We start from the raw sequence: 21,751 nt of genomic DNA on the forward strand, positions 1-21,751 counted from the left end.
GGGGTGTGCGGCCTGTGGCCCTCTCCCACGGGGAGAGGGAGGGAAAGATTAATCGCGTTTTTCCAGCAGGGTGCGATACAGCACGCCACCCAGGATACCGCCGATAACTGGCATCACCCAGAACAGCCACAGCTGCTCAAGCGCCCAGCCGCCCTGGAAGATGGCGACGGCGGTACTGCGTGCCGGGTTAACGGAGGTGTTGGTGACCGGAATAGAAATCAGGTGGATAAGCGTCAGCGCCAGACCAATGGCAATCGGGGCAAAACCGGCTGGGGCGTGTTTGTCCGTTGCGCCGTGGATCACCAGCAAGAAGCCTGCGGTCAGCACGATTTCAATCACGATGGCAGACAGCATGGAGTAGCCGCCCGGAGAGTGTTCGCCAAAGCCGTTAGAGGCAAAGCCGCTGGCCGCCGCGTCGAAGCCGGCTTTACCGCTGGCAATCACGTACAGAACGCCCGCCGCGATAATACCGCCAACCACCTGCGCCACAATATAGCCAATCACGTCTTTCGCCGGGAAACGGCCGCCCGCCCATAAACCTAACGTTACTGCCGGGTTAAAATGACCGCCGGAAATATGTCCCACGGCAAACGCCATGGTTAATACGGTTAAACCAAATGCCAGCGCAACGCCGACAAAACCGATACCTAATTCCGGGAATGCTGCTGCCAGAACGGCGCTACCGCAGCCACCAAATACCAGCCAGAATGTACCAAAGCATTCTGCTGCCAATTTTCTAAACATAACCACCTCAAATAATTATCCGCACGCATTCCCGCGCGCGGGATATATCGCCATAAAGGGATGACGACTCAAAGAGCCCGTATTTTAAAAACCAACAACACCCCTTCGCCACTTAAATAAATTCGATTAATTTGATTTAAGGCAATGTGATGTCAATCCTTGTTCAAACTGGAGGTAAATAGAGCATAGTCCAATTTGCGGGCGGTAGTATCTTGCGAGATGTGGGTTATTTCAAATGAAACCTGATGGATAAATTCTGAATTTTTCGTGCTTCCGCCAGGTTATGGAGGCGGATTGCAGTGTCAAGCCCATCTGCATCCCGCTATACTGCTGATAACTTGAAGGAAAAAGTGATCATATCGCGGGGGATTTATGCTTCTCGAACGTGTGGAAATTGTCGGGTTTCGCGGTATTAACCGCCTGTCGCTGCAGCTGGAGCAAAACAACGTCCTGATCGGCGAGAACGCGTGGGGTAAGTCCAGCCTGCTGGATGCATTGACGCTACTGCTTTCGCCCGAGGACGATCTGTATCACTTCGTCCGCGACGATTTCTGGTTCCCGCCCGGCGACGTGACGGGGCGCGAGAAGCACCTGCATATCATCCTGACGTTCCGCGAATCCGAACCCGGACGTCACCGCGTGCGTCGCTTCCGCCCGCTGTCACCCTGCTGGGTGCCGTGCGATGACGGTTTCCACCGGATTTTCTATCGGCTGGAAGGCGAGATGGCGGAGAACGAGGGGGTACTCACCCTGCGTGATTTTCTCGATGAGAAAGCCAACCCGATCCCGCTGGACAATATCGACGATCTGGCCCGCCACCTGATCCGCCTGACGCCGGTGTTACGCCTGCGCGATGCGCGCTTTATGCGGCGTATTCGTAACGGAACCGTACCCAATATGCCGGAAGTGGAAGTCACCGCCCGCGAGCTGGATTTTCTGGCCAGAGAGCTGGTGTCGCGTCCGCAGAATCTGACCGATGGCCAAATTCGTCAGGGGTTGTCCGCAATGGTGCAACTCCTGGAGCACTATTTTTCCGAGCAGGGAACCTCTGAGTCGCGCCATCGTCTGATGCGCCGCCGCTCTCATGATGAGCAGCGAAGCTGGCGTTACCTCGACATCATTAACCGGATGATCGACCGGCCCGGCGGTCGCACCCATCGGGTGATTCTGCTGGGGCTGTTTTCAACGCTTCTGCAGGCCAAAGGCACCGTTCGTCTGGACCGGGACGCCCGGCCGCTGCTGCTGGTGGAAGACCCGGAAACGCGCCTGCATCCCATCATGCTCTCCGTGGCATGGCATCTGCTGAATCTGCTGCCGCTCCAGCGCATTACGACCACCAATTCCGGGGAGTTATTATCCCTGACGCCGGTAGAACACGTCTGTCGCCTGGTGCGTGAATCCTCCCGCGTCTGCGCTTTCCGGCTTGGGCCGGGCGGTTTGAACGCGGAAGACGGGCGGCGCATCGCGTTTCATATTCGCTTTAACCGGGCGTCGTCGCTCTTTGCCCGCTGCTGGCTGCTGGTGGAGGGGGAGACGGAAACCTGGGTCATCAACGAACTGGCGCGCCAGTGCGGTCACCATTTTGATGCGGAAGGCATTAAGGTGATCGAATTCGCCCAGTCGGGATTAAAGCCGTTGATAAAATTTGCCCGTCGGATGGGGATCGAGTGGCACGTGCTGGTAGACGGTGATGAGGCGGGTAAAAAATATGCCTCGACCGTGCGGAGCCTGCTGAATAACGAGCGCGAGGAAGAGCGCGACCATTTAACCATGCTGCCCGCGATGGACATGGAACACTTTATGTATCGCCAGGGGTTCGACGACGTCTTTCACCGAATTGCCATGGTGCCGGTCGATGTCCCAATGAACATGCGGCGGGTGATCGCCAAAGCCATTCACCGTTCGTCAAAACCGGATTTAGCCATTGAAGTGGCGACGGAAGCGGGAAGGCGCGGCGTGGAGGCGGTACCGACCCTGCTGCGGAAAATGTTCTCCCGCGTGCTGTGGCTGGCACGCGGGAAAGCGGATTAGCGCTGGGTCGCCTGTTTCACCTGCTGAATCAGGCTATCCAGCAGTTCGTAGCGGCGGCGATATTCGGAACGTTTTTTGCTGGCAATCTCTTCCATCGGTTTACGCGGCATGACGAGCGGCAGCATAAAGTTACCGTTGTCCTGCTTTTCACCGCCGATGGAGCTCCAGAAACTGTCGTAATCGGCCAGCAGTTTGCCCTCTTTTTTCTTGCGGTAGCGCCAGCTGCGATAAATGTGGGTAGCGTTACTGACGGCGACTATTTGCTCTACCGGGAACGCGGCGCCGAGCGTCATTGCGGCCTCGACCAGCAGACGTTTCGGGAACAGACCGTGGCAGGCTTTCGTCGCACCCTGGATCAGCTCGTGGGGAACATGCGCTTTTGCGCCCTGCAAACCGCCAATGAACAGCGTTGATTTTCCCTCAAACTGGCATAGCGTAAAGGTCATCTCCGCCAGCGCCGTATTTTGACTGTCACAGAAAACGAGGGTAGCTTCTCCCTCTTTATCCATAAACGCGTCGGCACACAGGCGGACGGTAAATTGCTGTTCATCTTTTCCGGTTAAGGTCAGCAGAGTCACGCCCTGCTTTGAAAGGTAACCCTTTGTCAGCGTCGCCGGCAGCTGGCGACACATCATCTGATAGTGCCAGGACAGCGATTCCAGCGCACGCTGTCGATCCATATTGACCGTCAGCCACGGACGATGAAGGCGACACGGCAGCCCCGGCTGAACCTGGAGCATTTGCATCAGGTGCGGATGTTTCGCAAGATCAGACAGCAGGCGAGCGGTGCTGAGCGGTGTCGCCAGTGAACGCAGCATGAACTTACGTCGGTAGGCGGTTTTTTCCCATGCCAGCCCGGGTGCGATCTCACCAAAAGCCAGGTTTTTGAAAAGCTGCCAGCCGGTTTTTGGCTGCGGCAGGTTTGAAAGTGATGTATCGACGATAGAAGACATGGTAGATCCTGATCCTTTTGGAATATCGCTATTTCAACAGGGGAAATGTCAACGTCTCGTAAACAAATTAGGGCGATTTCGGAGAACAGGGGTTTCGTTGAGGAGTCGTTTAGATAGAATCAACATTTATAATTGCCAGAACATTTATTTGGAATATTTATGAACCTCAAGGGAAAACGCAGAACGCTGTTTCTGCTGCTGGCGGTCGCGGTTTTAGCCGGTGGGTACTGGCTATGGCAGGTGCTGAATGCGCCGGTGCCGCAGTATCAGACGCTGATTGTTCGCCCGGGCGAACTGCAGCAAAACGTCCTCGCGACGGGCAAGCTTGACGCGCTGCGCAAGGTTGACGTCGGCGCTCAGGTCAGCGGCCAGCTGAAAACGCTGTCGGTTGAGATTGGCGACAAGGTGAAAAAAGGCCAGCTGCTCGGCGTTATCGATCCTGAGCAGGCTGAGAACCAGATCCGCGAGGTGGAAGCCACGCTGATGGAGCTGCGCGCGCAGCGTGCGCAGGCGCTGGCAGAACGTAACCTGGCTCAGGTAACGCTGACCCGTCAGCAGGCGCTGGCCAAAACCCAGGCTATTTCGAAACAGGATTTAGATACTGCCACCACAGAACTGGCGGTGAAACAGGCGCAGATTGGCACGATTGACGCGCAAATCAAACGCAATCAGGCCTCGCTGGATACGGCAAAAACCAACCTCGACTACACCAAAATCGTCGCGCCGATGGCGGGCGAAGTCACCCAGATCACCACGCTGCAGGGCCAGACGGTGATTGCCGCGCAGCAGGCGCCAAACATTCTGACGCTGGCTGACATGAGCACCATGCTGGTCAAAGCCCAGGTCTCAGAGGCGGATGTTATCCATCTTAAGCCCGGACAAAACGCCTGGTTTACGGTGCTTGGCGACCCGCAGACGCGCTACGAAGGCGTGCTGAAAGACATTCTGCCGACGCCGGAAAAAGTTAACGACGCTATCTTCTACTATGCCCGCTTTGAGGTGCCAAACCCGCAGGGCGTGCTGCGTCTGGACATGACCGCACAGGTGCATATCCAGCTGACCGGCGTGAAGAACGTGCTGACCATTCCGCTCTCTGCGCTCGGCGAGTCCGCCGGGGATAGCCGTTATAAAGTGAAAGTGCTGCGCAACGGCGAAACGCGCGAGCGTGAGGTCGTGATCGGCGCGCGCAACGACACCGACGTGGTGGTGGTGAAAGGTCTGGAAGAGGGCGAGGAGGTTGTTGTCAGCGAAAGCCTGCCCGGAGCCGCTAAATGACGGCGCTGCTTGAGCTGAATAACATTCGTCGCAGCTATCCGTCAGGCGACGGTCCGGTGGAGGTGCTGAAGGGCATCTCCCTGCGCGTCGAGGCGGGCGAGATGGTGGCGATTGTCGGGGCATCGGGTTCCGGTAAATCGACGCTGATGAACATTCTCGGCTGTCTGGATAAACCGACCAGCGGTACCTATCGCGTGGCCGGGACGGATGTCTCCACGCTGGGCGGCGATGCGCTGGCGAAGCTGCGCCGGGAACATTTCGGCTTTATCTTCCAGCGTTACCATTTGCTTTCTCACCTGAATGCGGCGCAGAACGTGGAAGTGCCTGCGGTGTATGCGGGCGTCGAGCGGAAAAAGCGACTTGAGCGCGCGCAGATGCTGCTGACGCGTCTGGGGCTGGCGGAGCGGGTGGAGTACCAGCCCTCGCAGCTGTCCGGCGGCCAGCAGCAGCGCGTGAGTATTGCCCGTGCGCTGATGAACGGCGGGCAGGTGATCCTCGCGGATGAACCGACCGGGGCACTTGACAGCCATTCCGGCGAAGAGGTGATGGCGATCCTTCACCAGCTTCGCGATCAGGGCCACACTGTCATCATTGTTACCCACGATCCGCAGGTGGCGGCGCAGGCGGAACGCATTATTGAGATCCACGACGGCGAGCTGGTCAGCAACCCGCCGCCGCGTGAGTCCAGGGCTGCGGCGCCGAAAGAAGCGCTGCCGGCATCAACCGGCTGGGGGCACTTCTCCAGCGGCTTTCGCGAAGCGCTGACCATGGCCTGGCTGGCGATGGCGGCCAATAAAATGCGTACCCTGTTGACGATGCTCGGCATCATTATCGGTATCGCCTCGGTGGTGTCGATTGTGGTGGTGGGCGACGCGGCGAAGCAGCTGGTGCTGGCCGATATTCGCGCCATTGGCACCAATACCATTGACGTCTATCCCGGCAAAGACTTTGGCGACGACGAGCCGCAGTATCAGCAGGCGCTGAAATACGACGATCTGGCGGCGATTCAGAAGCAGCCGTGGGTGAACTCCGCCACGCCTGCGGTTTCGCAGAACCTGCGTCTGCGCGTGGGCAATGTTGATGTGGCCGCCAGCGCTAACGGCGTGAGCGGAGACTACTTCAACGTCTACGGCATGACCTTCAGCGAAGGTGCCACCTTCAACGCCGAGCAGCTGGCGGGCAGGGCGCAGGTGGTGGTGCTGGACGCGAACTCGCGCAGGCAGCTTTTCCCAAACAAAGCCAACGTGGTGGGCGAAGTGATTCTGGTCGGCAACATGCCTGCCACGGTCATCGGCGTGGCGGAAGAGAAGCAGTCGATGTTTGGCAGCAGTAAGATCCTGCGCGTCTGGCTGCCCTACACCACCATCTCAGGGCGGATTATGGGGCAGTCATGGCTCAACTCCATCACCGTACGCGTGAAGGAGGGCTACGACAGCGCGCTGGCCGAACAGCAGCTTGAACGGCTGTTAACCCTGCGCCACGGGAAGAAAGATTTCTTCACCTGGAATATGGACGGCCTCTTGAAAACGGCGGAAAAGACCACACGTACTCTTCAGCTGTTCCTCACGCTGGTGGCGGTGATCTCGCTGGTCGTCGGCGGTATCGGGGTGATGAATATCATGCTGGTGTCGGTCACCGAACGTACCCGGGAGATCGGCATTCGCATGGCGGTCGGCGCCCGGGCCAGCGACGTGCTGCAGCAGTTTTTGATTGAAGCGGTGCTGGTGTGTCTGGTTGGCGGGGCGATGGGCATTGCGCTCTCGATGATGATCGCGTTTGCGCTTCAGCTCTTTTTACCCGGCTGGGAGATTGGCTTCTCGCCGGTTGCCATTATTACCGCATTTTTGTGTTCGACCTTTACCGGCATTTTGTTTGGCTGGTTGCCCGCCCGCAACGCGGCGCGGCTGGATCCGGTGGACGCGCTGGCTCGGGAATAACCCGAAAATAAAAATGCCAGCCGATCGGGCTGGCATTTTGACTGCGGGATGTACACAATAAAACAGAGAGCTATGCAACCGTCTCTGCTTCAACGGGTACGATTAGGCTGGCATGATTGCCTTTTGGTCCCTGATGTACATCGAACCGGACGGACTGCCCGGCTTTGAGCGTTCTGTAACCATCCATCTGAATGGTGGAATAGTGAGCGAAGATATCCTCGCCGCCGCCTTCGGGGCAGATGAAGCCAAACCCTTTGGCGTTGTTGAACCACTTAACAGTACCCATTTCCATGCTTCGACATCCTTCGTAAATCTTATAAGTTAAGATGGAATGAACCGGTGGTGGAGTGGGGGCTGTTCAAAACCTCGCCATCTCACGCTTGTACAATTTAGAGAAACGAAAGAAGTCGTCAAGCGTTTGGCGCTGGAGATGGGACAATAATCAACCAAAGTTTGAAGCAGTTAACGCTATTGCAACAGTTTGTGACAGACATCGCGGATGACAGTAATAGATGATTGTTATCTAACATCTGAGGTAGATTCAAAGTGGTTATGCATAATGGGTAAGACCAACGATTGGCTGGATTTCGACCAGCTGGCGGAAGACAAAGTGCGCGACGCGCTAAAACCGCCATCTATGTATAAAGTTATGTTAATGAACGATGATTACACGCCGATGGAATTTGTTATTGACGTGCTACAAAAGTTCTTTTCTTATGATGTAGAACGTGCAACGCAACTGATGCTTACCGTTCATTATCGTGGCAAAGCTATCTGCGGCATCTTCACAGCCGAAGTGGCGGAAACCAAAGTGGCGATGGTGAACGACTATGCGAGGGAGAACGAGCATCCGTTGCTGTGTACGCTGGAAAAGGCCTGATAAGGCATAAAATTGGGGGAGGTGCCTATGCTCAATCAAGAACTGGAACTCAGTTTAAACATGGCTTTCGCCAGAGCGCGTGAGCACCGACATGAGTTTATGACCGTCGAGCATTTACTGCTCGCACTGCTTAGCAACCCATCTGCCCGCGAAGCGCTGGAAGCCTGCTCCGTGGATCTGGTGGCGCTACGTCAGGAACTCGAAGCCTTCATCGAACAAACCACACCGGTGCTGCCAGCCAGTGAAGAAGAGCGCGACACGCAGCCGACGCTCAGCTTCCAGCGCGTGCTGCAGCGCGCGGTATTCCACGTCCAGTCTTCCGGGCGTAGCGAAGTGACTGGCGCAAACGTCTTAGTCGCCATCTTCAGCGAGCAGGAGTCACAGGCTGCCTACCTGCTGCGCAAACACGAAGTCAGCCGCCTCGACGTGGTTAACTTTATTTCTCACGGAACGCGCAAAGACGAGCCTAACCAGGCATCGGATTCCAGCAATCAGGTCAATAACAATGAAGAGCAAGCAGGCGGGGAGGATCGTATGGAAAACTTCACCACCAACCTTAACCAGCTTGCTCGCGTTGGCGGTATCGACCCGCTGATTGGTCGCGATAAAGAGCTGGAGCGCGCGATCCAGGTGCTGTGCCGTCGCCGCAAGAACAACCCGCTGCTGGTGGGTGAGTCAGGCGTGGGTAAAACCGCGATTGCCGAAGGGCTTGCCTGGCGCATTGTGCAGGGTGACGTGCCGGAAGTGATTGCCGACTGCACCATCTACTCGCTGGATATCGGCTCGCTGCTGGCGGGCACCAAATACCGCGGTGATTTTGAAAAACGCTTCAAGGCGCTGTTGAAACAGCTGGAGCAGGACACCAACAGCATCCTGTTTATCGATGAGATCCACACCATCATCGGTGCAGGTGCTGCCTCCGGTGGCCAGGTGGATGCCGCGAACCTGATCAAACCGCTGCTCTCCAGCGGCAAGATTCGCGTGATTGGCTCCACGACCTACCAGGAGTTCAGCAACATCTTTGAGAAAGACCGTGCGCTGGCGCGCCGCTTCCAGAAAATCGACGTGACCGAACCGTCCGTCGAGGAAACGGTGCAGATCATCAACGGCCTGAAGCCGAAGTACGAAGCGCACCACGACGTGCGTTACACCGCGAAAGCGGTACGTGCGGCGGTGGAGCTGGCGGTGAAATATATCAACGACCGTCATCTGCCGGATAAGGCGATTGACGTGATTGATGAGGCAGGGGCGCGTGCGCGCCTGATGCCGGCCAGCAAGCGTAAGAAAACCGTTAACGTGGCGGATATTGAGTCCGTGGTGGCCCGCATCGCGCGTATCCCTGAGAAGAGCGTTTCTCAGAGCGACCGCGACACGCTGCGCACCCTCGGCAATCGCCTGAAAATGCTGGTCTTTGGTCAGGATAAAGCCATTGAGGCCTTAACCGAAGCGATCAAGATGGCCCGCGCCGGGCTGGGGCATGACCACAAGCCTGTCGGTTCCTTCCTGTTCGCTGGCCCGACCGGCGTAGGGAAAACCGAGGTGACGGTTCAGCTCTCCAAAGCGCTGGGCATTGAGCTGCTGCGCTTTGATATGTCCGAGTATATGGAGCGTCACACCGTCAGCCGTTTGATTGGTGCGCCTCCGGGCTACGTGGGCTTTGACCAGGGCGGCCTGCTCACCGACGCGGTGATCAAGCATCCGCACGCGGTCCTGCTGCTCGATGAAATCGAGAAAGCACACCCGGACGTGTTCAACATCCTGCTGCAGGTGATGGACAACGGGACGCTGACCGACAACAACGGGCGCAAGGCGGACTTCCGCAACGTGGTGCTGGTGATGACCACCAACGCCGGGGTGCGTGAAACCGAGCGTAAATCCATCGGCCTGATCCACCAGGATAACAGCACCGATGCGATGGAGGAGATCAAGAAGATCTTCACGCCGGAGTTCCGTAACCGTCTGGACAACATTATCTGGTTCGATCACCTGTCTACCGACGTGATCCACCAGGTAGTGGACAAGTTCATAGTCGAACTGCAGGTTCAACTGGATCAGAAAGGCGTGTCGCTGGAAGTGAGCCAGGAGGCCCGCAACTGGTTGGCCGAGAAAGGCTACGACCGTGCGATGGGTGCCCGTCCGATGGCGCGCGTGATTCAGGATAACCTGAAGAAACCGCTGGCGAACGAGCTGCTGTTTGGCTCGCTGGTGGACGGCGGTCAGGTGACCGTGGCGCTGGATCAGGCGAAGAACGAACTGACGTATGATTTCCAGAGTGCGGCGAAGCACAAGCCGGAAGCGGCTCACTGAGTTAAACGTTAATGTAAAAAACCGGGCATTTGCCCGGTTTTTTTATGCCTGCCAGGGTAAAAGCAAAACGACAACAGTGTTGTCGTTTTTAGGGTTTTCTCCCTCTCCCTGTGGGAGAGGGTTGGGGTGAGGGCAACAGACCACAGAGGAATTTTGCGAGGCGCTTTCCAGTTTCTTTCGAAGTCAGTTGCTGGATAAATCCACAGTAATAAAATGGCGGCGCACTTGCAAAATCAGGTGTCAGGATTGGCGTCCTGATTACACACATATGGAAAGATGTTGCTCACAGCAATGTCACTGGTTTCGTTCACTCTTTTGTTAGCTGCGGTATAATCCGTACCTTCAAATATGGTGGGCTGAACCGGGGCTTCTTTTGAAGCGCCGATTTTCCATATGGTCGGTACGCCAAACCGGTTCAGTCTGCCACCCGAAGTTGGCGTTTCTGGTGGTAGTTTTCAGCATCTAATATGGAAATTATGATTATGGAAAACCAGTCTATCTCCCAGCTTTATAGCGAACTCTCCCTCAATCCCGATCTCCCAACCCTTGCAGAGCGCTGCAAACTGCTCACTGAAATCCTCCTCGACTGCACATCACTCCCACAAACGCAGCCCGTTTGCCGCTGCCTGGGTGCGTATCTGGAAGAAATGAAAGCTGGCCTCACAGAATCAATGCGTGATTTTCAGGTGGTGGAATTTGAGGACGAAGCGGAACAACCGCGACAAAAAGAGTGGCTGCTGGAAGATACCGAAACAAAGTGTGATTACTGTCGGGCGTTAAACCACATACTGCTGGTATCGCATTTCGACCGCGATATGTTGCCGCACCTGATGGGACTGCTGCATGACATAACGCATTCGATGGCCGCAGATGTCGTTGCACCTCAAAGTGCAAAAACGGTAATTCACATTATTTCCTGACGTCGATCCGAGGCGTCGGGCGAGTTCCTCTGACGCCAAATGGATTAATCTTCGGAAAAGTGGGTGTAACAGGAAGATGTTAATAACTTTTGATGACAATAAAATAGTGCAGTTCGCTGCCGTACAGCTCGCGTTATGTAGCCCTTAACTGCCTGAATTTTCCTTTATCTGTTGGTTATAAATACAGCCAAGACCCACTAAATGCTGGCTCACTACCCGCGCCCCAAAGTTATGACACTGTAATGACCATGGATGGGATTTCAGCCAGACAGCAAATGCAGTGCAGGATGCAAGTGAAATCAACGCGGGTTCCGCTGTACTTTGCTGTCCGGTCAGCAGGCCAATCATCTTGCATATCTCGCCATTATCCCAACGCTGCCACACATTTTTCCACCATCCCATTTTCCAGCTACCAGTAAGGCAAAATGCTTTGTCAGAGAGGTTGGCGTTTTCAATATTTTCAGACACAAACCAAAGATCGGTTTTCCCAAGTCGGACTTCTGTTGACCAGGCCGTTATAGCCCCGCCGCGCAAAACGCACTCATGGGCGAGATAATGATCGGTTACACCCGGGAAGCGTCGTTTTAATCGCTGGAAATGACTGTGTATGGTAATGACAGGACGAACCATGCTTCCCCGGTCGTTTCGCTTAAGCTCGGCACTACCGTACTGAATTTCATCAAATTGGCTCCGTTTAAGAAATTGCATCTCTTGCTCCCGAATAAGATCGGTATCGCTCGACGGTAGTATCGAAGAAGGGAAAGACTTAGAACCCTGATAGAGCAATGAATCACCTGCCTTCCAGTCGCAATAGTTGGTTGTTACTTGAATAATTTTGCCGGAGTCAGCATCGGCACTGATTACAACATACAGTTTCTGCCTCGCAGAATGACCCTGAAACGGTATAACCATTGTTGTTGTTGACACCCTTGTTAGCGCAGGGAATGAAACATGCAGATCGTGTTCGAAACCGTTAACCGCTTGCGCAAGGACCCTTTTGTTTGTCGTTTCACCAGAGTGCACCCCTTGTTCGAGCTGGGAAAGAAGGGTGATATTTTTATTCCGGCCTACAGCATTGTCATAGTGAGGAGTAAATACATAACGGCAGCTACAACATTGAAAGCGGGGTGTTCTGGCTTTTGTGTATCCATAGCGAATGATGTGAGCTGTAAAACAGCGGGGACAACCTTGTCCTGTATGTCCTAATTTTCGTTGCATGAATTGACTGAACCACTCGTCACATTCTTTTGTATTAAACAGTGGAGGAAGACTGCCACATTTTTGACATTCAAGAGCAGCGTAGCCCAGACGATAAACAGGAAAAACATAATCATTCGCATCTGGTATTCCGAGATTTGGACATGACCAACTTTTACAAACATTGAGATCTATTTTTGGAGCGGATTCCATGTGCTTCACCAACTGATTCTGTTAGTCGTAAATTTTCGCGTCTCCCTTTTCCATATGTCGTGAGAAGGTTCACAAAATCTGTTTTTTGCTAATCGATAATGAAATTCTTTCTTTAATTCGAGAGTTAAAAAATGAAAAAAACAGTAATCGCGGTTTTATTACTATCGGGATATGCTTCGCTAAGTCCAGCGCAGGACGTTACCGTCATTTATACCAATGACCTGCATGCACATGTTGAGCCCTATAAACTCCCTTATGTTGCAGAAGGTAAAAGAGCTGTCGGTGGCTTCGCAAACATTGCAACTTACGTTAAGCAAGAAAAGCAAAAGAATAAGGCTACTTTTTATTTCGATGCTGGAGATTACTTTACCGGCCCGTACATTAGCAGCCTGACAAAAGGACGGGCAATCATAGATATTATGAATACAATGTCATTTGATGCTGCGTCTGTCGGCAATCATGAGTTCGACCATGGTTGGGATAATACGCTGGTACAGCTCAGTCAGGCTAAATTCCCGATACTGTTAGGTAACGTGTTTTATAAAAATAGTAATGTGCTTTTCTGGAATAAGCCGTATGCAATCCTTGAAAAGGATGGCGTTAAAATTGGGGTCATGGGGTTGCATGGCGTATTCGCTTTCGATGATACCGTTTCATCGTCAATGCGTCAGGGTATTGAAGCGCGTGACGAGGTGAAATATCTCCAGCGTTATCTGGATGAACTACGTGGAAAAGTAGATATAACCGTTGCACTCATGCATGAAGGTTTCCCCGCACGCCAGTCCAGTATCGGCACTACTGATGTCAAACGCGCCCTTGATAAGGATATCCAGACGGCGAAGCAGGTGAAAGGACTGGATATTCTGATTACCGGACATGCGCATGTTGGGACGCCGGAGCCGCTTAAAGTAGGTAACACGCTGGTGCTTTCGACTGACAGCGGTGGGGTTGATATTGGTAAGCTGGTCCTGGATGTGGATCTAAAAAAACATCACAACAAAATAAAAAGCTTCGAGCTTAAAACCCTTTACGCTGATGAATGGAAACCCGATCCGGCAACTCAGAGTGTTATTGATAGCTGGAATAAAAAGCTCTCCGAAACGGTTCGCCAAAAAGTTGGAGAGACGCCTGTTACGCTTACGCGCGCCTACGGGGAATCATCTTCGCTGGGCAATTTATTTACCGATGCAATGCTTGCTGCTGCGCCTGATGCGCAACTGGCGCTCACTAATTCAGGTGGTCTGCGGGCTGATTTGAATGCCGGTCCGATAACCCTCGGCGATGTTATTAGCGCGTTCCCGTTTCCAAATGAGCTTACCGTAATGGATTTGAATGGGAAATCCTTACGAAATCTTATGGAGCATAGTGCGTCACTCACTAACGGTGTTTTGCAGATGTCGAAAGGACTGGAGATGCGCTACGACCAACATAAACCTGTCGGGCAACGCGTTGTGCTACTTACGCTTAATGGCAAGCCAATTGTAGACTCTGATACCTATCGCGTAGCGACAAATAGTTTCCTTGCCCCTGGTGGTGATGGCTTTACTGCATTCATTGATGGTCAGAACAAACAGGTAAAAGGTGGATATAACCTTTCCAATGCGGTTATTGATTATCTGGTGAAAGGAAATAAGATCATTCCCCAACAGGTGAATGAGATGCGAGTAAAAGAAGTTACACAGTAATAATTAACAACAGGTGAATAATATGGCAATTACCTATCTTGGAATGGAACTCGCCCCTGCTAACAACCAGCTTGCGGTCTATCTGAAGTTTATAATTGATGAGGCGATAACATATTCCTATACGGTACTGGGAAGATCGACTAGCACGACAAGTTTAGACTTTACGTATTCTTCAAATGACATTGTCTCTTTACCTGAGATAAAAATCCCGGTTATTGGACTGTATGCAAACTACCTTAACCAGGTGCAGGTTGTCTTTAAAAACCTTAGCGGAGTGGAAGTTTTTAATCAAACCATCCAGGTAAGCACACAGGAACAACTCTACCGCGATGGGACGATTTTCCATATCGATATTGAGCAAACGGATCCCGCTAACTTCACGACCGTATGGGGAAACAGTTGGTTAATGACTACCAATTGTGATGGCTACGACCGGAACGGCGATCTTCGCTGCTATTATGCTCAGCCCTACCGTAATCAGATGCTGAAAACGCATAATGGTTATTTCTATATCGGCAGTGATGAAGATGAACACTGGTATGGGCGACGCTTTTTCAAAATCGATATTTTGGGCAACGAGATTCTGGAGTTTGATTTACGTGACCGCGATGGTAACCGCTATGCTAACACCCACGACCTGATTTGGGATTCCGCCGATAATCTTTTCATGATTGGTAATGATAACCCGGACCGTTCGACCAACACGATGAGACAGGACGCATCAATTTTAAAATTTGATGAAAAGACAGGCGTGATGCTGTGGGCAAAAAATTATACTCGTGCATTTGATAATACTCAGATCCTGAATAATAGCCCCACAAACGATGCTCACCTTAACTCGCTTTCCTGGATCCCCGCGGGTGAGGCAAATGCTGAAGCGATTGTTGTCCATACTCGCTCTGCAGGCCTGACGTTTGGTATTTCTCCTGCCGACGGCAAGATATTATGGAGTATTAATACCGGGGGATTTAACGGTAATTTCGCAGCAGGACAGGGCGTTACGCAGATAGATACTTCCGGTATTGAGAGTTTTGAAAATGGCGCTCATACCGTATTCGTCACTAAAAATAGCGCTTTTGCTGGGTTAAGAAATGAGACTGAAGGAAAATTTGTTCTTTCGCTCTTTGATAATCGCTCCTGCGTTGATAATGAAGGCAATGCGGTTACTCGAGATATTACACGTGATTCAACGGCTGATTCTTACAAAACCGATCCTGCGAGAGTCATGTTCTATGCTGTTGATCTCGTCGCCAATACAGCAACCCAGGCAGGTAGCATTATCCAGTTACCCTCCGATCGTGTTCCTCAGATCACTGATTTTATGGGGGCAGCAATAGATTATGGTGACTACTATGGCATCTACACCAACCACGCACGCTCTTTCTTTATCAGCGATGCAACAGGCCATATTATTGCCACAATCTACGATCTGATTTGCTCGATGGATGGCTATCCAGAGTTCCCTGGTGAATGCTACCGGGCAAGGTTGTTTGCAAAAGACGAGCTTGATGCTTTGATAAATATAGGTTATCAGGTGGCAAACGGCTGATAGCATAGCAAGATACAGCCATTAAAAGGGCATTGCTGTCGAACAGACAGCCCTGACGCTGTATCGAACGGCAAAAATAATTGTTCAAATAATAACCTGCAGCACAAAAAAGTAAGGCCGGGAAAATCCCGGCCTTATTTAATATTCATCTGCCATTACAGGCGAAAACAATTAGCGACTACGGAAGACAATGCGGCCTTTGCTCAGGTCGTACGGGGTCAGTTCAACAGTCACTTTGTCGCCCGTCAAAATGCGGATGTAGTTTTTGCGCATTTTACCGGAGATGTGCGCAGTTACCACGTGACCGTTTTCCAGCTCTACGCGAAACATGGTATTAGGCAACGTATCAAGTACGGTACCCTGCATTTCAATATTGTCTTCTTTGGCCATCTAATCCTCTGGGGTATCACTACCAAGTTTTGAACCGGCAAGATAATGCCGAAATTCATCAATTAAGTAAAGAATTGCGCGATTAAAACGCAGCAAAACAGTTTCGGCGCATTGCCCAAGCGTCACGGTACAACCGAACAGGAAGCGCATTCGTAAAGGGGAGACAACAGGATAAACGTCAGGACGTTATCTGAAGCGAGGGTCCCAAACGGCGGCGGGGCAACAGGCAGAAGCTACTCTGCGGCATAATTATAACACCCTCACAAAAAATATGCGGAAAACATTTAGGCATTGGGCATAAAGAGCGTTCTCGGTATCCAGAAGTCGCGCGGAAGCTTCTCCTGACGGCTGGTATCGAGATGTTCGATGTACTGGCGTCGCGGGATTTCAACAGCACCCAGCGAGGCCGTGTGCTCGTTGAGCACCTGACAATCGATCAGGCGTCCGCCGCGCTGGGCAAACGCCTCGCAGAAGACCAGCAGCGCGGTTTTCGAGGCGTTAACCGCACGAGAGAACATCGACTCGCCGCAAAATAGGGTACCTTGCGCCACGCCGTACATGCCGCCGACGAGTGCTCCGCCCTCCCACACCTCGATAGAGTGGGCGTAGCCAAGCTCGTGGAGCTGGTGGTAGGCGGTAATGATATCGCGGGTTATCCATGTCCCTTCATAGCGGTCTTCGGCACAGCCTTCAATGACTTGACCAAAGGCGTGATTGAGGGTGACGCGGTAGGGTGATTTCGCATGGAAACGCTTCATGCTGCGGCTCGCGTAAAACTGCGCTGGCCACAGCACGGCACGCGGATCGGGCGACCACCATAAAATCGGATCGCCGGGGGAAAACCAGGGGAAGATACCGCGCTGGTACGCCATTAATAGTCGAGCGGGACTGAGGTCACCGCCGAGGGCCAGCAGCCCGTTGGGCTCACGCAGCGCCCCTTCCGGAGAAGGGAACGCGATGTTATGACGAGAAAGCTGGACCAGGCGCATGACAGCAAAACTCCAGTACGCGAGTAAGGACGCTACAAATATAGTCTACAGACGCTGTTTAAACTGGTAGTAGCGACCCTGTTTCGCCAACAGCTCTGCGTGACTACCTTGCTCAATAATGTGTCCGTTGTCCATCACAATTATCCGATCAAAACTCGCCAGTCCGCGCAGGCGGTGTGTGACCATCAGCACGGTTTTGCCGGTCATGACATTCGCCAGCAAATCAAGGATTTGGCTCTCGGTTGTGGCATCCAGCCCTTCGGTGGGTTCGTCGAGCAGCATCAGCGGCGCATCGTGCAGCAGCGCGCGCGCAATTGCCAGACGGCGCAGTTCACCGCCGGACAGCTGACGGCCGCCTTCGCCCAGCCAGCTGTTTAGCCCGTCGTCCTCAAGCAGTTTTTGCAGCCCGACCTGCTCCAGCACGGCGCGAAGCGCATCATCAGAGGCCTCTGGCGCGGCCAGCAGCAGGTTATCGCGCAGGGTGGCGCTAAACAGATGCACGCGCTGCGGAACGACGCTCACCGTCTTGCGCAGGGCCTGCTCGCTGAAATCGGTCAGCAACGTGTTATTAAAACGAATCTGTCCGCGCTGCGGATCCCAGGCGCGGGTCAGCAACTGCAGCAGCGTCGATTTACCGCAGCCGGTACGGCCGAGGATCGCCATCCGCTGACCTGCGTTAACAGAAAGGTTAATACCGTCCAGCGCGTTCTGCGCCTGTTTGTCATAGGCGAAGGTGACATCTTCAAGCGTCAGCGCAACCTGCTCTGGTACCGCGGTCTGCCCGGCACTGAACGTGACTTCAGGCTCCTGCTCGGCAATCTGCGTGATGCGCAGGGCAGAGGCGATCACCTGGCCCAGATGCTGGAAGGCGCCCGTTACCGGGGCCAGCGCCTCAAACGCCGCCAGCGCGCAGAAGACGAAAAGGGCAATAAGTGGACCCGGCTGTGAATTCCCCCCGACATCGCCGGAAGCCAGCCACAGCATGGCAATCACCGCCACGCCGCCGATTAACATCATCAGCGCCTGAGAGAAGGCCGTCAGCTCCGACTGGCGGCGCTGGGCCTCATGCCAGTTAAGCTCCGTACTTTCCATGCGGGCGCGATAGCGCTTGCTGGCGCCAAAAATCGTCAGCTCTGCCTGCCCCTGAAGCCAGGAGGTGAGCTGCTGGCGGTAGTCCCCGCGCAGGCGCGTCAGGTTTTCCCCGGTGGATTTCCCGGCGCGGTAAAACAGCGGCGGCAGAATGATGAGCGTCAGCAGCATGATCCCGCCCAGCGTCAGCGCAACGGAAACATCCAGAACAGACAGCCCCAGCGTGACCACCACAATCACCACAAACGCGCCCACGATCGGGGAAATCACGCGCAGGTAAAGGTGATCCAGCGTGTCGACATCCGCAACGACACGGTTAAGTAACTCACCCTGACGAAAACGCGCCAGCCCGGCAGGGGAGAGGGGCAGCAGTTTGCTGAAGGTGTAGATGCGCAGGTGCTGCAGCACGCGGAAAGTGGCGTCGTGGCTGACCAGCCGTTCGAAATAGCGTCCGGCAGTCCGCGTGATGGCGGTACCGCGAACACCCGCAGCCGGGAGCATATAGTTGAAGCTGTATAAACCGGCAAAGCCCGCGACGGCCGAGGCCGACAGGAACCAGCCGGAAAGCGTGAGCAGGCCAATGCTGGCGAGCAGCGTGACAATCGCCAGCACAATCCCCAGCGTCAGCATCCATTTGTGGCGTTTATAGAGCGCAAGATAAGGCAGCAGAGCACGCATCAGATGTCCTCCTGACGGTTCGCCAGCAGGGCGGCAAACGGTCCCTGGGCGGCAACGAGAGAGGCGTAATCGCCTTGCTCAACAATACGGCCGTTCTCCATGACCCAGATCTGGTCCCAGTCGGCAATCCCCTCCAGCTGATGGGTAACCATCAGGGTGGTTTGCTGCCGGGAGGCGGCGTTCAGGGCCTCCATTACGCGCTGTTCGCTGTGCGCGTCCAGGCTGGCGGCGGGCTCATCCAGCAGCATCAGCTGACAAGGATTCAACAACGCGCGGGCAACGGCCACGCGCTGCGCCTGTCCGACCGACAGCCCGGCGGACTGATCGCCGACCACGGTATCTACCCCCTGCGGGAGCAGCGGCAGAAACTCGCTGACCCAGGCGCGGTCGAGCACCGATTGCAGTTCATCTTCACGCGCGTCCGGGCGCGCCAGCAGGACGTTTTCACGCAGCGTAGAGGCTGGAAGCTGCGGGTTTTGTCCTACCCAACTGAGTTGTTTACGCCAGGCGTCTGGATCGAGGTTACGCAGTTCGGTTTTGTTGATCCGCAGTGAACCCGTGTAGGCCATAAAGCCGGATAGCGCATTCAGGAGCGAGCTTTTCCCGGAACCGCTGGTGCCGACGAGCACCACCCGTTGTCCGGCAGGTAAGGTAAAATTCAGCGGACCCGCGAGCACTTTGCCTTCGGGTGACAGAATAGAAAAGTCCTGCGCTTCAATCGTCACGGGGTCTTTAGCATTCAGGGTCACGTCACCCCGCTCCGGGTGTGCCAGCGGCGTTTCCAGGAACGTTTTCAGACTATCGGCTGCGCCAACCGCCTGCGCTTTGGCGTGATAGAAGGTTCCCAGATCGCGAAGCGGCTGGAAAAACTCCGGGGCCAGGATCAGCGCCAGGAAGCCGGCAGAAAGGGTTACCGCCGTGCCGTAATGGCCGAAATCCAGCGCGCCGAGATAGGAGAAGCCGAAGTAGACCGCCACGAGGGCAATCGACAGCGAGGTAAAGAATTCCAGTACACCGGAGGACAAGAAGGCAAGGCGTAACACTTCCATGGTGCGCTGACGGAAGTCCTGCGATGCCAGGCGAATGTTTTCGGTTTCCGCTTCACCGCGGCCAAAAATGCGTAACGTTTCCATGCCGCGCAGACGATCGAGGAAATGGCCGCTCAGGCGACCCAATGCCAGGAAGTTACGGCGGTTGGCATCCGCTGCCCCCATGCCGACCAGCGCCATAAACAGCGGGATCAGCGGGGCGGTGCCCATCAGAATCAGCGCAGCCATCCAGTTCACCGGGAAGATGGCGATTACGATCAGCAGCGGAACGAAGACGGCAAGGGCCATTTGCGGCAGATAGCGCGCATAGTAGTCGTGCATATCGTCAATCTGCTCAAGGATCAGCGTCGCCCAGCTACCGGCCGGTTTACCCTGGATCCACGCGGGCCCGGCTTCCTGAAGGCGATCCAGCACCTGACGGCGGATCTCGTAGCGGATATGCTGTCCGGCGTGAAAACCGACGCGCTCACGCAGCCACACCACCCAGGCGCGCAGGATAAAAATCAGGATCAGGACAATAAAAGGCAGCAACAGCGCTTCGCGCGGGATGTTCTCCATGATCATGTGATTAAGAATGCGGGCCAGCAGCCATGCCTGGGCAACAATCAACAGACCGCTAACGAACCCCAGGAGACGGGAAATCGTAAGCCAGCGGCGGGAAATAACGCTTTGCTGTTTCAGCCAGCGTGTTAACTCTTGTTGACGGGTTTTTTCCATTGCGTACTTTGCAGGTGACGTTATTAGAAATTGGGCAGCGCAATGTTACAACGGGGAGACAATAAAGGCGACTTATCGCCGCCTTTATTTACGTTTGTTACTGACTTGTAAAGATTATTTAGTTTGTTCAGCCAGCCCATCGAGGTAGCGTTCAGCGTCCAGCGCGGCCATACAGCCGGTGCCAGCAGAGGTGATCGCCTGACGATAAATATGGTCCATCACGTCGCCAGCCGCGAACACGCCCGGGATGCTGGTCTGGGTCGCGTTACCGTGAATGCCGGACTGCACTTTGATGTAGCCGTTTTCCAGCTCCAGCTGACCGTCGAAGATCGCGGTGTTCGGGCTGTGACCGATCGCCACGAACAGACCCGCCACTTCAAGCGTTTCGACGTTATCGGTGTTCTGGGTATCACGGATACGCAGACCGGCAACGCCCATCTGGTCGCCCGTCACCTCTTCCAGGGTACGGTTGGTGTGCAGCACGATGTTGCCGCTTGCCACTTTATCCATCAGACGTTTGATCAGGATCTTCTCCGCGCGGAAGGTTTCGCGACGGTGGATCAGGTGCACTTCAGAGGCAATGTTCGCCAGGTAGAGCGCTTCTTCCACTGCGGTGTTGCCGCCGCCGATGACCGCGACTTTCTGATTGCGGTAGAAGAAACCGTCACAGGTTGCGCAGGCAGAGACGCCGCGGCCTTTGAACGCTTCTTCGGATGGCAGACCGAGGTAACGGGCAGAGGCGCCGGTGGCGATGATCAGCGCGTCACAGGTGTATTCGCCGCTGTCGCCCGTCAGGCGGAACGGACGGTTCTGCAGATCGACCTTATTGATGTGGTCGAACAGAATTTCAGTTTCGAATTTAGCGGCATGCTCGTGCATACGTTCCATCAGCAGCGGCCCGGTCAGGTCGTTCGGGTCCCCTGGCCAGTTTTCCACTTCGGTGGTGGTGGTCAGCTGACCGCCTTTTTCCATGCCGGTGATGAGTACCGGGTGCAGGTTAGCGCGTGCAGCATAGACCGCTGCGGTATATCCCGCAGGTCCAGAACCAAGGATTAGCAGCTTACTGTGTTTGGCCGTGCCCATGAGATCCCCATTGTTGTTGGCAGACATTTGGCTGGATTGTAGGGAATTTGTTGTCGTAAAAAAAG

17 protein-coding genes are annotated in these 21,751 nt (G+C 54.4%); 8 read left to right on the plus strand and 9 right to left on the minus strand.

The window, feature by feature from the left end; all coding sequences use genetic code 11:
- Positions 1 to 48: 48 nt before the first annotated feature.
- Entirely contained in the window at positions 49 to 744 is a 696-nt protein-coding gene (gene aqpZ / locus ACERY3_RS03325; protein WP_033145073.1) for an aquaporin Z, read from the minus strand.
- 372 nt (positions 745 to 1,116) lie between these two features.
- On the opposite strand from aqpZ, the gene ACERY3_RS03330 reads away from it, so the two are divergent.
- Positions 1,117 to 2,775: an ATP-dependent endonuclease gene (locus tag ACERY3_RS03330; protein WP_032658229.1), complete on the plus strand. Its 1,659-nt coding sequence runs from the start codon at positions 1,117 to 1,119 to the stop codon at positions 2,773 to 2,775.
- Here the strand turns inward: ACERY3_RS03330 and ACERY3_RS03335 are convergent.
- Entirely contained in the window at positions 2,772 to 3,728 is a 957-nt protein-coding gene (locus ACERY3_RS03335; RefSeq protein WP_058842117.1) for a VirK/YbjX family protein, read from the minus strand. The two genes, ACERY3_RS03330 and ACERY3_RS03335, sit on opposite strands and share 4 nt — an antisense overlap.
- 159 nt (positions 3,729 to 3,887) lie before the next feature.
- Between ACERY3_RS03335 and macA the strand changes: the two genes are divergently transcribed.
- Together macA and macB are read left to right on the plus strand one after the other, a co-directional pair.
- A complete protein-coding gene (gene macA, locus ACERY3_RS03340) occupies positions 3,888 to 5,003 on the plus strand; it encodes a macrolide transporter subunit MacA (RefSeq protein ID WP_096150398.1) in 1,116 nt (371 codons plus the stop codon).
- Positions 5,000 to 6,940, plus strand: a complete 1,941-nt coding sequence (gene macB / locus ACERY3_RS03345) for a macrolide ABC transporter ATP-binding protein/permease MacB (RefSeq protein WP_373225041.1) — start codon at positions 5,000 to 5,002, stop codon at positions 6,938 to 6,940. Before macA ends, macB begins: the two co-directional genes overlap by 4 nt.
- Positions 6,941 to 7,010: 70 nt before the next feature.
- On the opposite strand, the gene cspD is transcribed toward macB, so the two are convergent.
- A complete protein-coding gene (gene cspD, locus ACERY3_RS03350; protein WP_006809408.1) occupies positions 7,011 to 7,232 on the minus strand; it encodes a cold shock-like protein CspD in 222 nt (73 codons plus the stop codon).
- A 267-nt stretch (positions 7,233 to 7,499) separates the two neighbouring features.
- Between cspD and clpS the strand changes: the two genes are divergently transcribed.
- The 3 genes from clpS to ACERY3_RS03365 all read left to right on the plus strand — a co-directional run bounded on the left by clpS (position 7,500) and on the right by ACERY3_RS03365 (position 11,047).
- The gene (gene clpS, locus ACERY3_RS03355) at positions 7,500 to 7,820 is read left to right on the plus strand and encodes an ATP-dependent Clp protease adapter ClpS (RefSeq protein ID WP_006174393.1); all 321 of its coding nucleotides are present in this window, start codon (positions 7,500 to 7,502) and stop codon (positions 7,818 to 7,820) included.
- 27 nt (positions 7,821 to 7,847) lie between these two features.
- The gene (gene clpA, locus ACERY3_RS03360) at positions 7,848 to 10,127 is read left to right on the plus strand and encodes an ATP-dependent Clp protease ATP-binding subunit ClpA (RefSeq protein ID WP_023335109.1); all 2,280 of its coding nucleotides are present in this window, start codon (positions 7,848 to 7,850) and stop codon (positions 10,125 to 10,127) included.
- Positions 10,128 to 10,594: 467 nt separating this feature from the next.
- Complete coding sequence (locus ACERY3_RS03365; protein ID WP_058842115.1) at positions 10,595 to 11,047, plus strand: hypothetical protein; 453 nt, start codon at positions 10,595 to 10,597, stop codon at positions 11,045 to 11,047.
- 144 nt (positions 11,048 to 11,191) lie between these two features.
- Here ACERY3_RS03365 and ACERY3_RS03370 read toward each other — a convergent pair whose 3' ends face one another.
- Entirely contained in the window at positions 11,192 to 12,466 is a 1,275-nt protein-coding gene (locus ACERY3_RS03370; RefSeq protein WP_373225042.1) for a hypothetical protein, read from the minus strand.
- 122 nt (positions 12,467 to 12,588) lie between these two features.
- On the opposite strand from ACERY3_RS03370, the gene ACERY3_RS03375 reads away from it, so the two are divergent.
- Both ACERY3_RS03375 and ACERY3_RS03380 read left to right on the plus strand, forming a co-directional pair.
- Positions 12,589 to 14,142: a bifunctional UDP-sugar hydrolase/5'-nucleotidase gene (locus ACERY3_RS03375; protein WP_373225043.1), complete on the plus strand. Its 1,554-nt coding sequence runs from the start codon at positions 12,589 to 12,591 to the stop codon at positions 14,140 to 14,142.
- 22 nt (positions 14,143 to 14,164) lie between these two features.
- The gene (locus ACERY3_RS03380; RefSeq protein ID WP_373225044.1) at positions 14,165 to 15,691 is read left to right on the plus strand and encodes an aryl-sulfate sulfotransferase; all 1,527 of its coding nucleotides are present in this window, start codon (positions 14,165 to 14,167) and stop codon (positions 15,689 to 15,691) included.
- Positions 15,692 to 15,862: 171 nt separating this feature from the next.
- Here the strand turns inward: ACERY3_RS03380 and infA are convergent, their stop codons facing one another.
- The 5 genes from infA to trxB all read right to left on the minus strand — a co-directional run bounded on the left by infA (position 15,863) and on the right by trxB (position 21,686).
- A complete protein-coding gene (gene infA, locus ACERY3_RS03385; RefSeq protein WP_002211347.1) occupies positions 15,863 to 16,081 on the minus strand; it encodes a translation initiation factor IF-1 in 219 nt (72 codons plus the stop codon).
- A 284-nt stretch (positions 16,082 to 16,365) separates the two neighbouring features.
- Entirely contained in the window at positions 16,366 to 17,070 is a 705-nt protein-coding gene (gene aat / locus ACERY3_RS03390; RefSeq protein WP_373225045.1) for a leucyl/phenylalanyl-tRNA--protein transferase, read from the minus strand.
- Positions 17,071 to 17,115: 45 nt separating this feature from the next.
- The gene (gene cydC / locus ACERY3_RS03395; protein ID WP_048979707.1) at positions 17,116 to 18,837 is read right to left on the minus strand and encodes a cysteine/glutathione ABC transporter ATP-binding protein/permease CydC; all 1,722 of its coding nucleotides are present in this window, start codon (positions 18,835 to 18,837) and stop codon (positions 17,116 to 17,118) included.
- A complete protein-coding gene (gene cydD, locus ACERY3_RS03400) occupies positions 18,837 to 20,603 on the minus strand; it encodes a cysteine/glutathione ABC transporter permease/ATP-binding protein CydD (protein ID WP_221702549.1) in 1,767 nt (588 codons plus the stop codon). The genes cydC and cydD overlap by 1 nt, the downstream gene beginning before the upstream one ends.
- A gap of 114 nt (positions 20,604 to 20,717) precedes the next feature.
- Positions 20,718 to 21,686: a thioredoxin-disulfide reductase gene (gene trxB / locus ACERY3_RS03405; protein ID WP_058842107.1), complete on the minus strand. Its 969-nt coding sequence runs from the start codon at positions 21,684 to 21,686 to the stop codon at positions 20,718 to 20,720.
- Positions 21,687 to 21,751 lie beyond the last annotated feature (65 nt).

Origin of the sequence: Enterobacter cloacae complex sp. ESBL7 (genome assembly GCF_041679625.1) — a bacterium.
Classification (GTDB): Bacteria; Pseudomonadota; Gammaproteobacteria; order Enterobacterales; family Enterobacteriaceae; genus Enterobacter; species Enterobacter asburiae_B.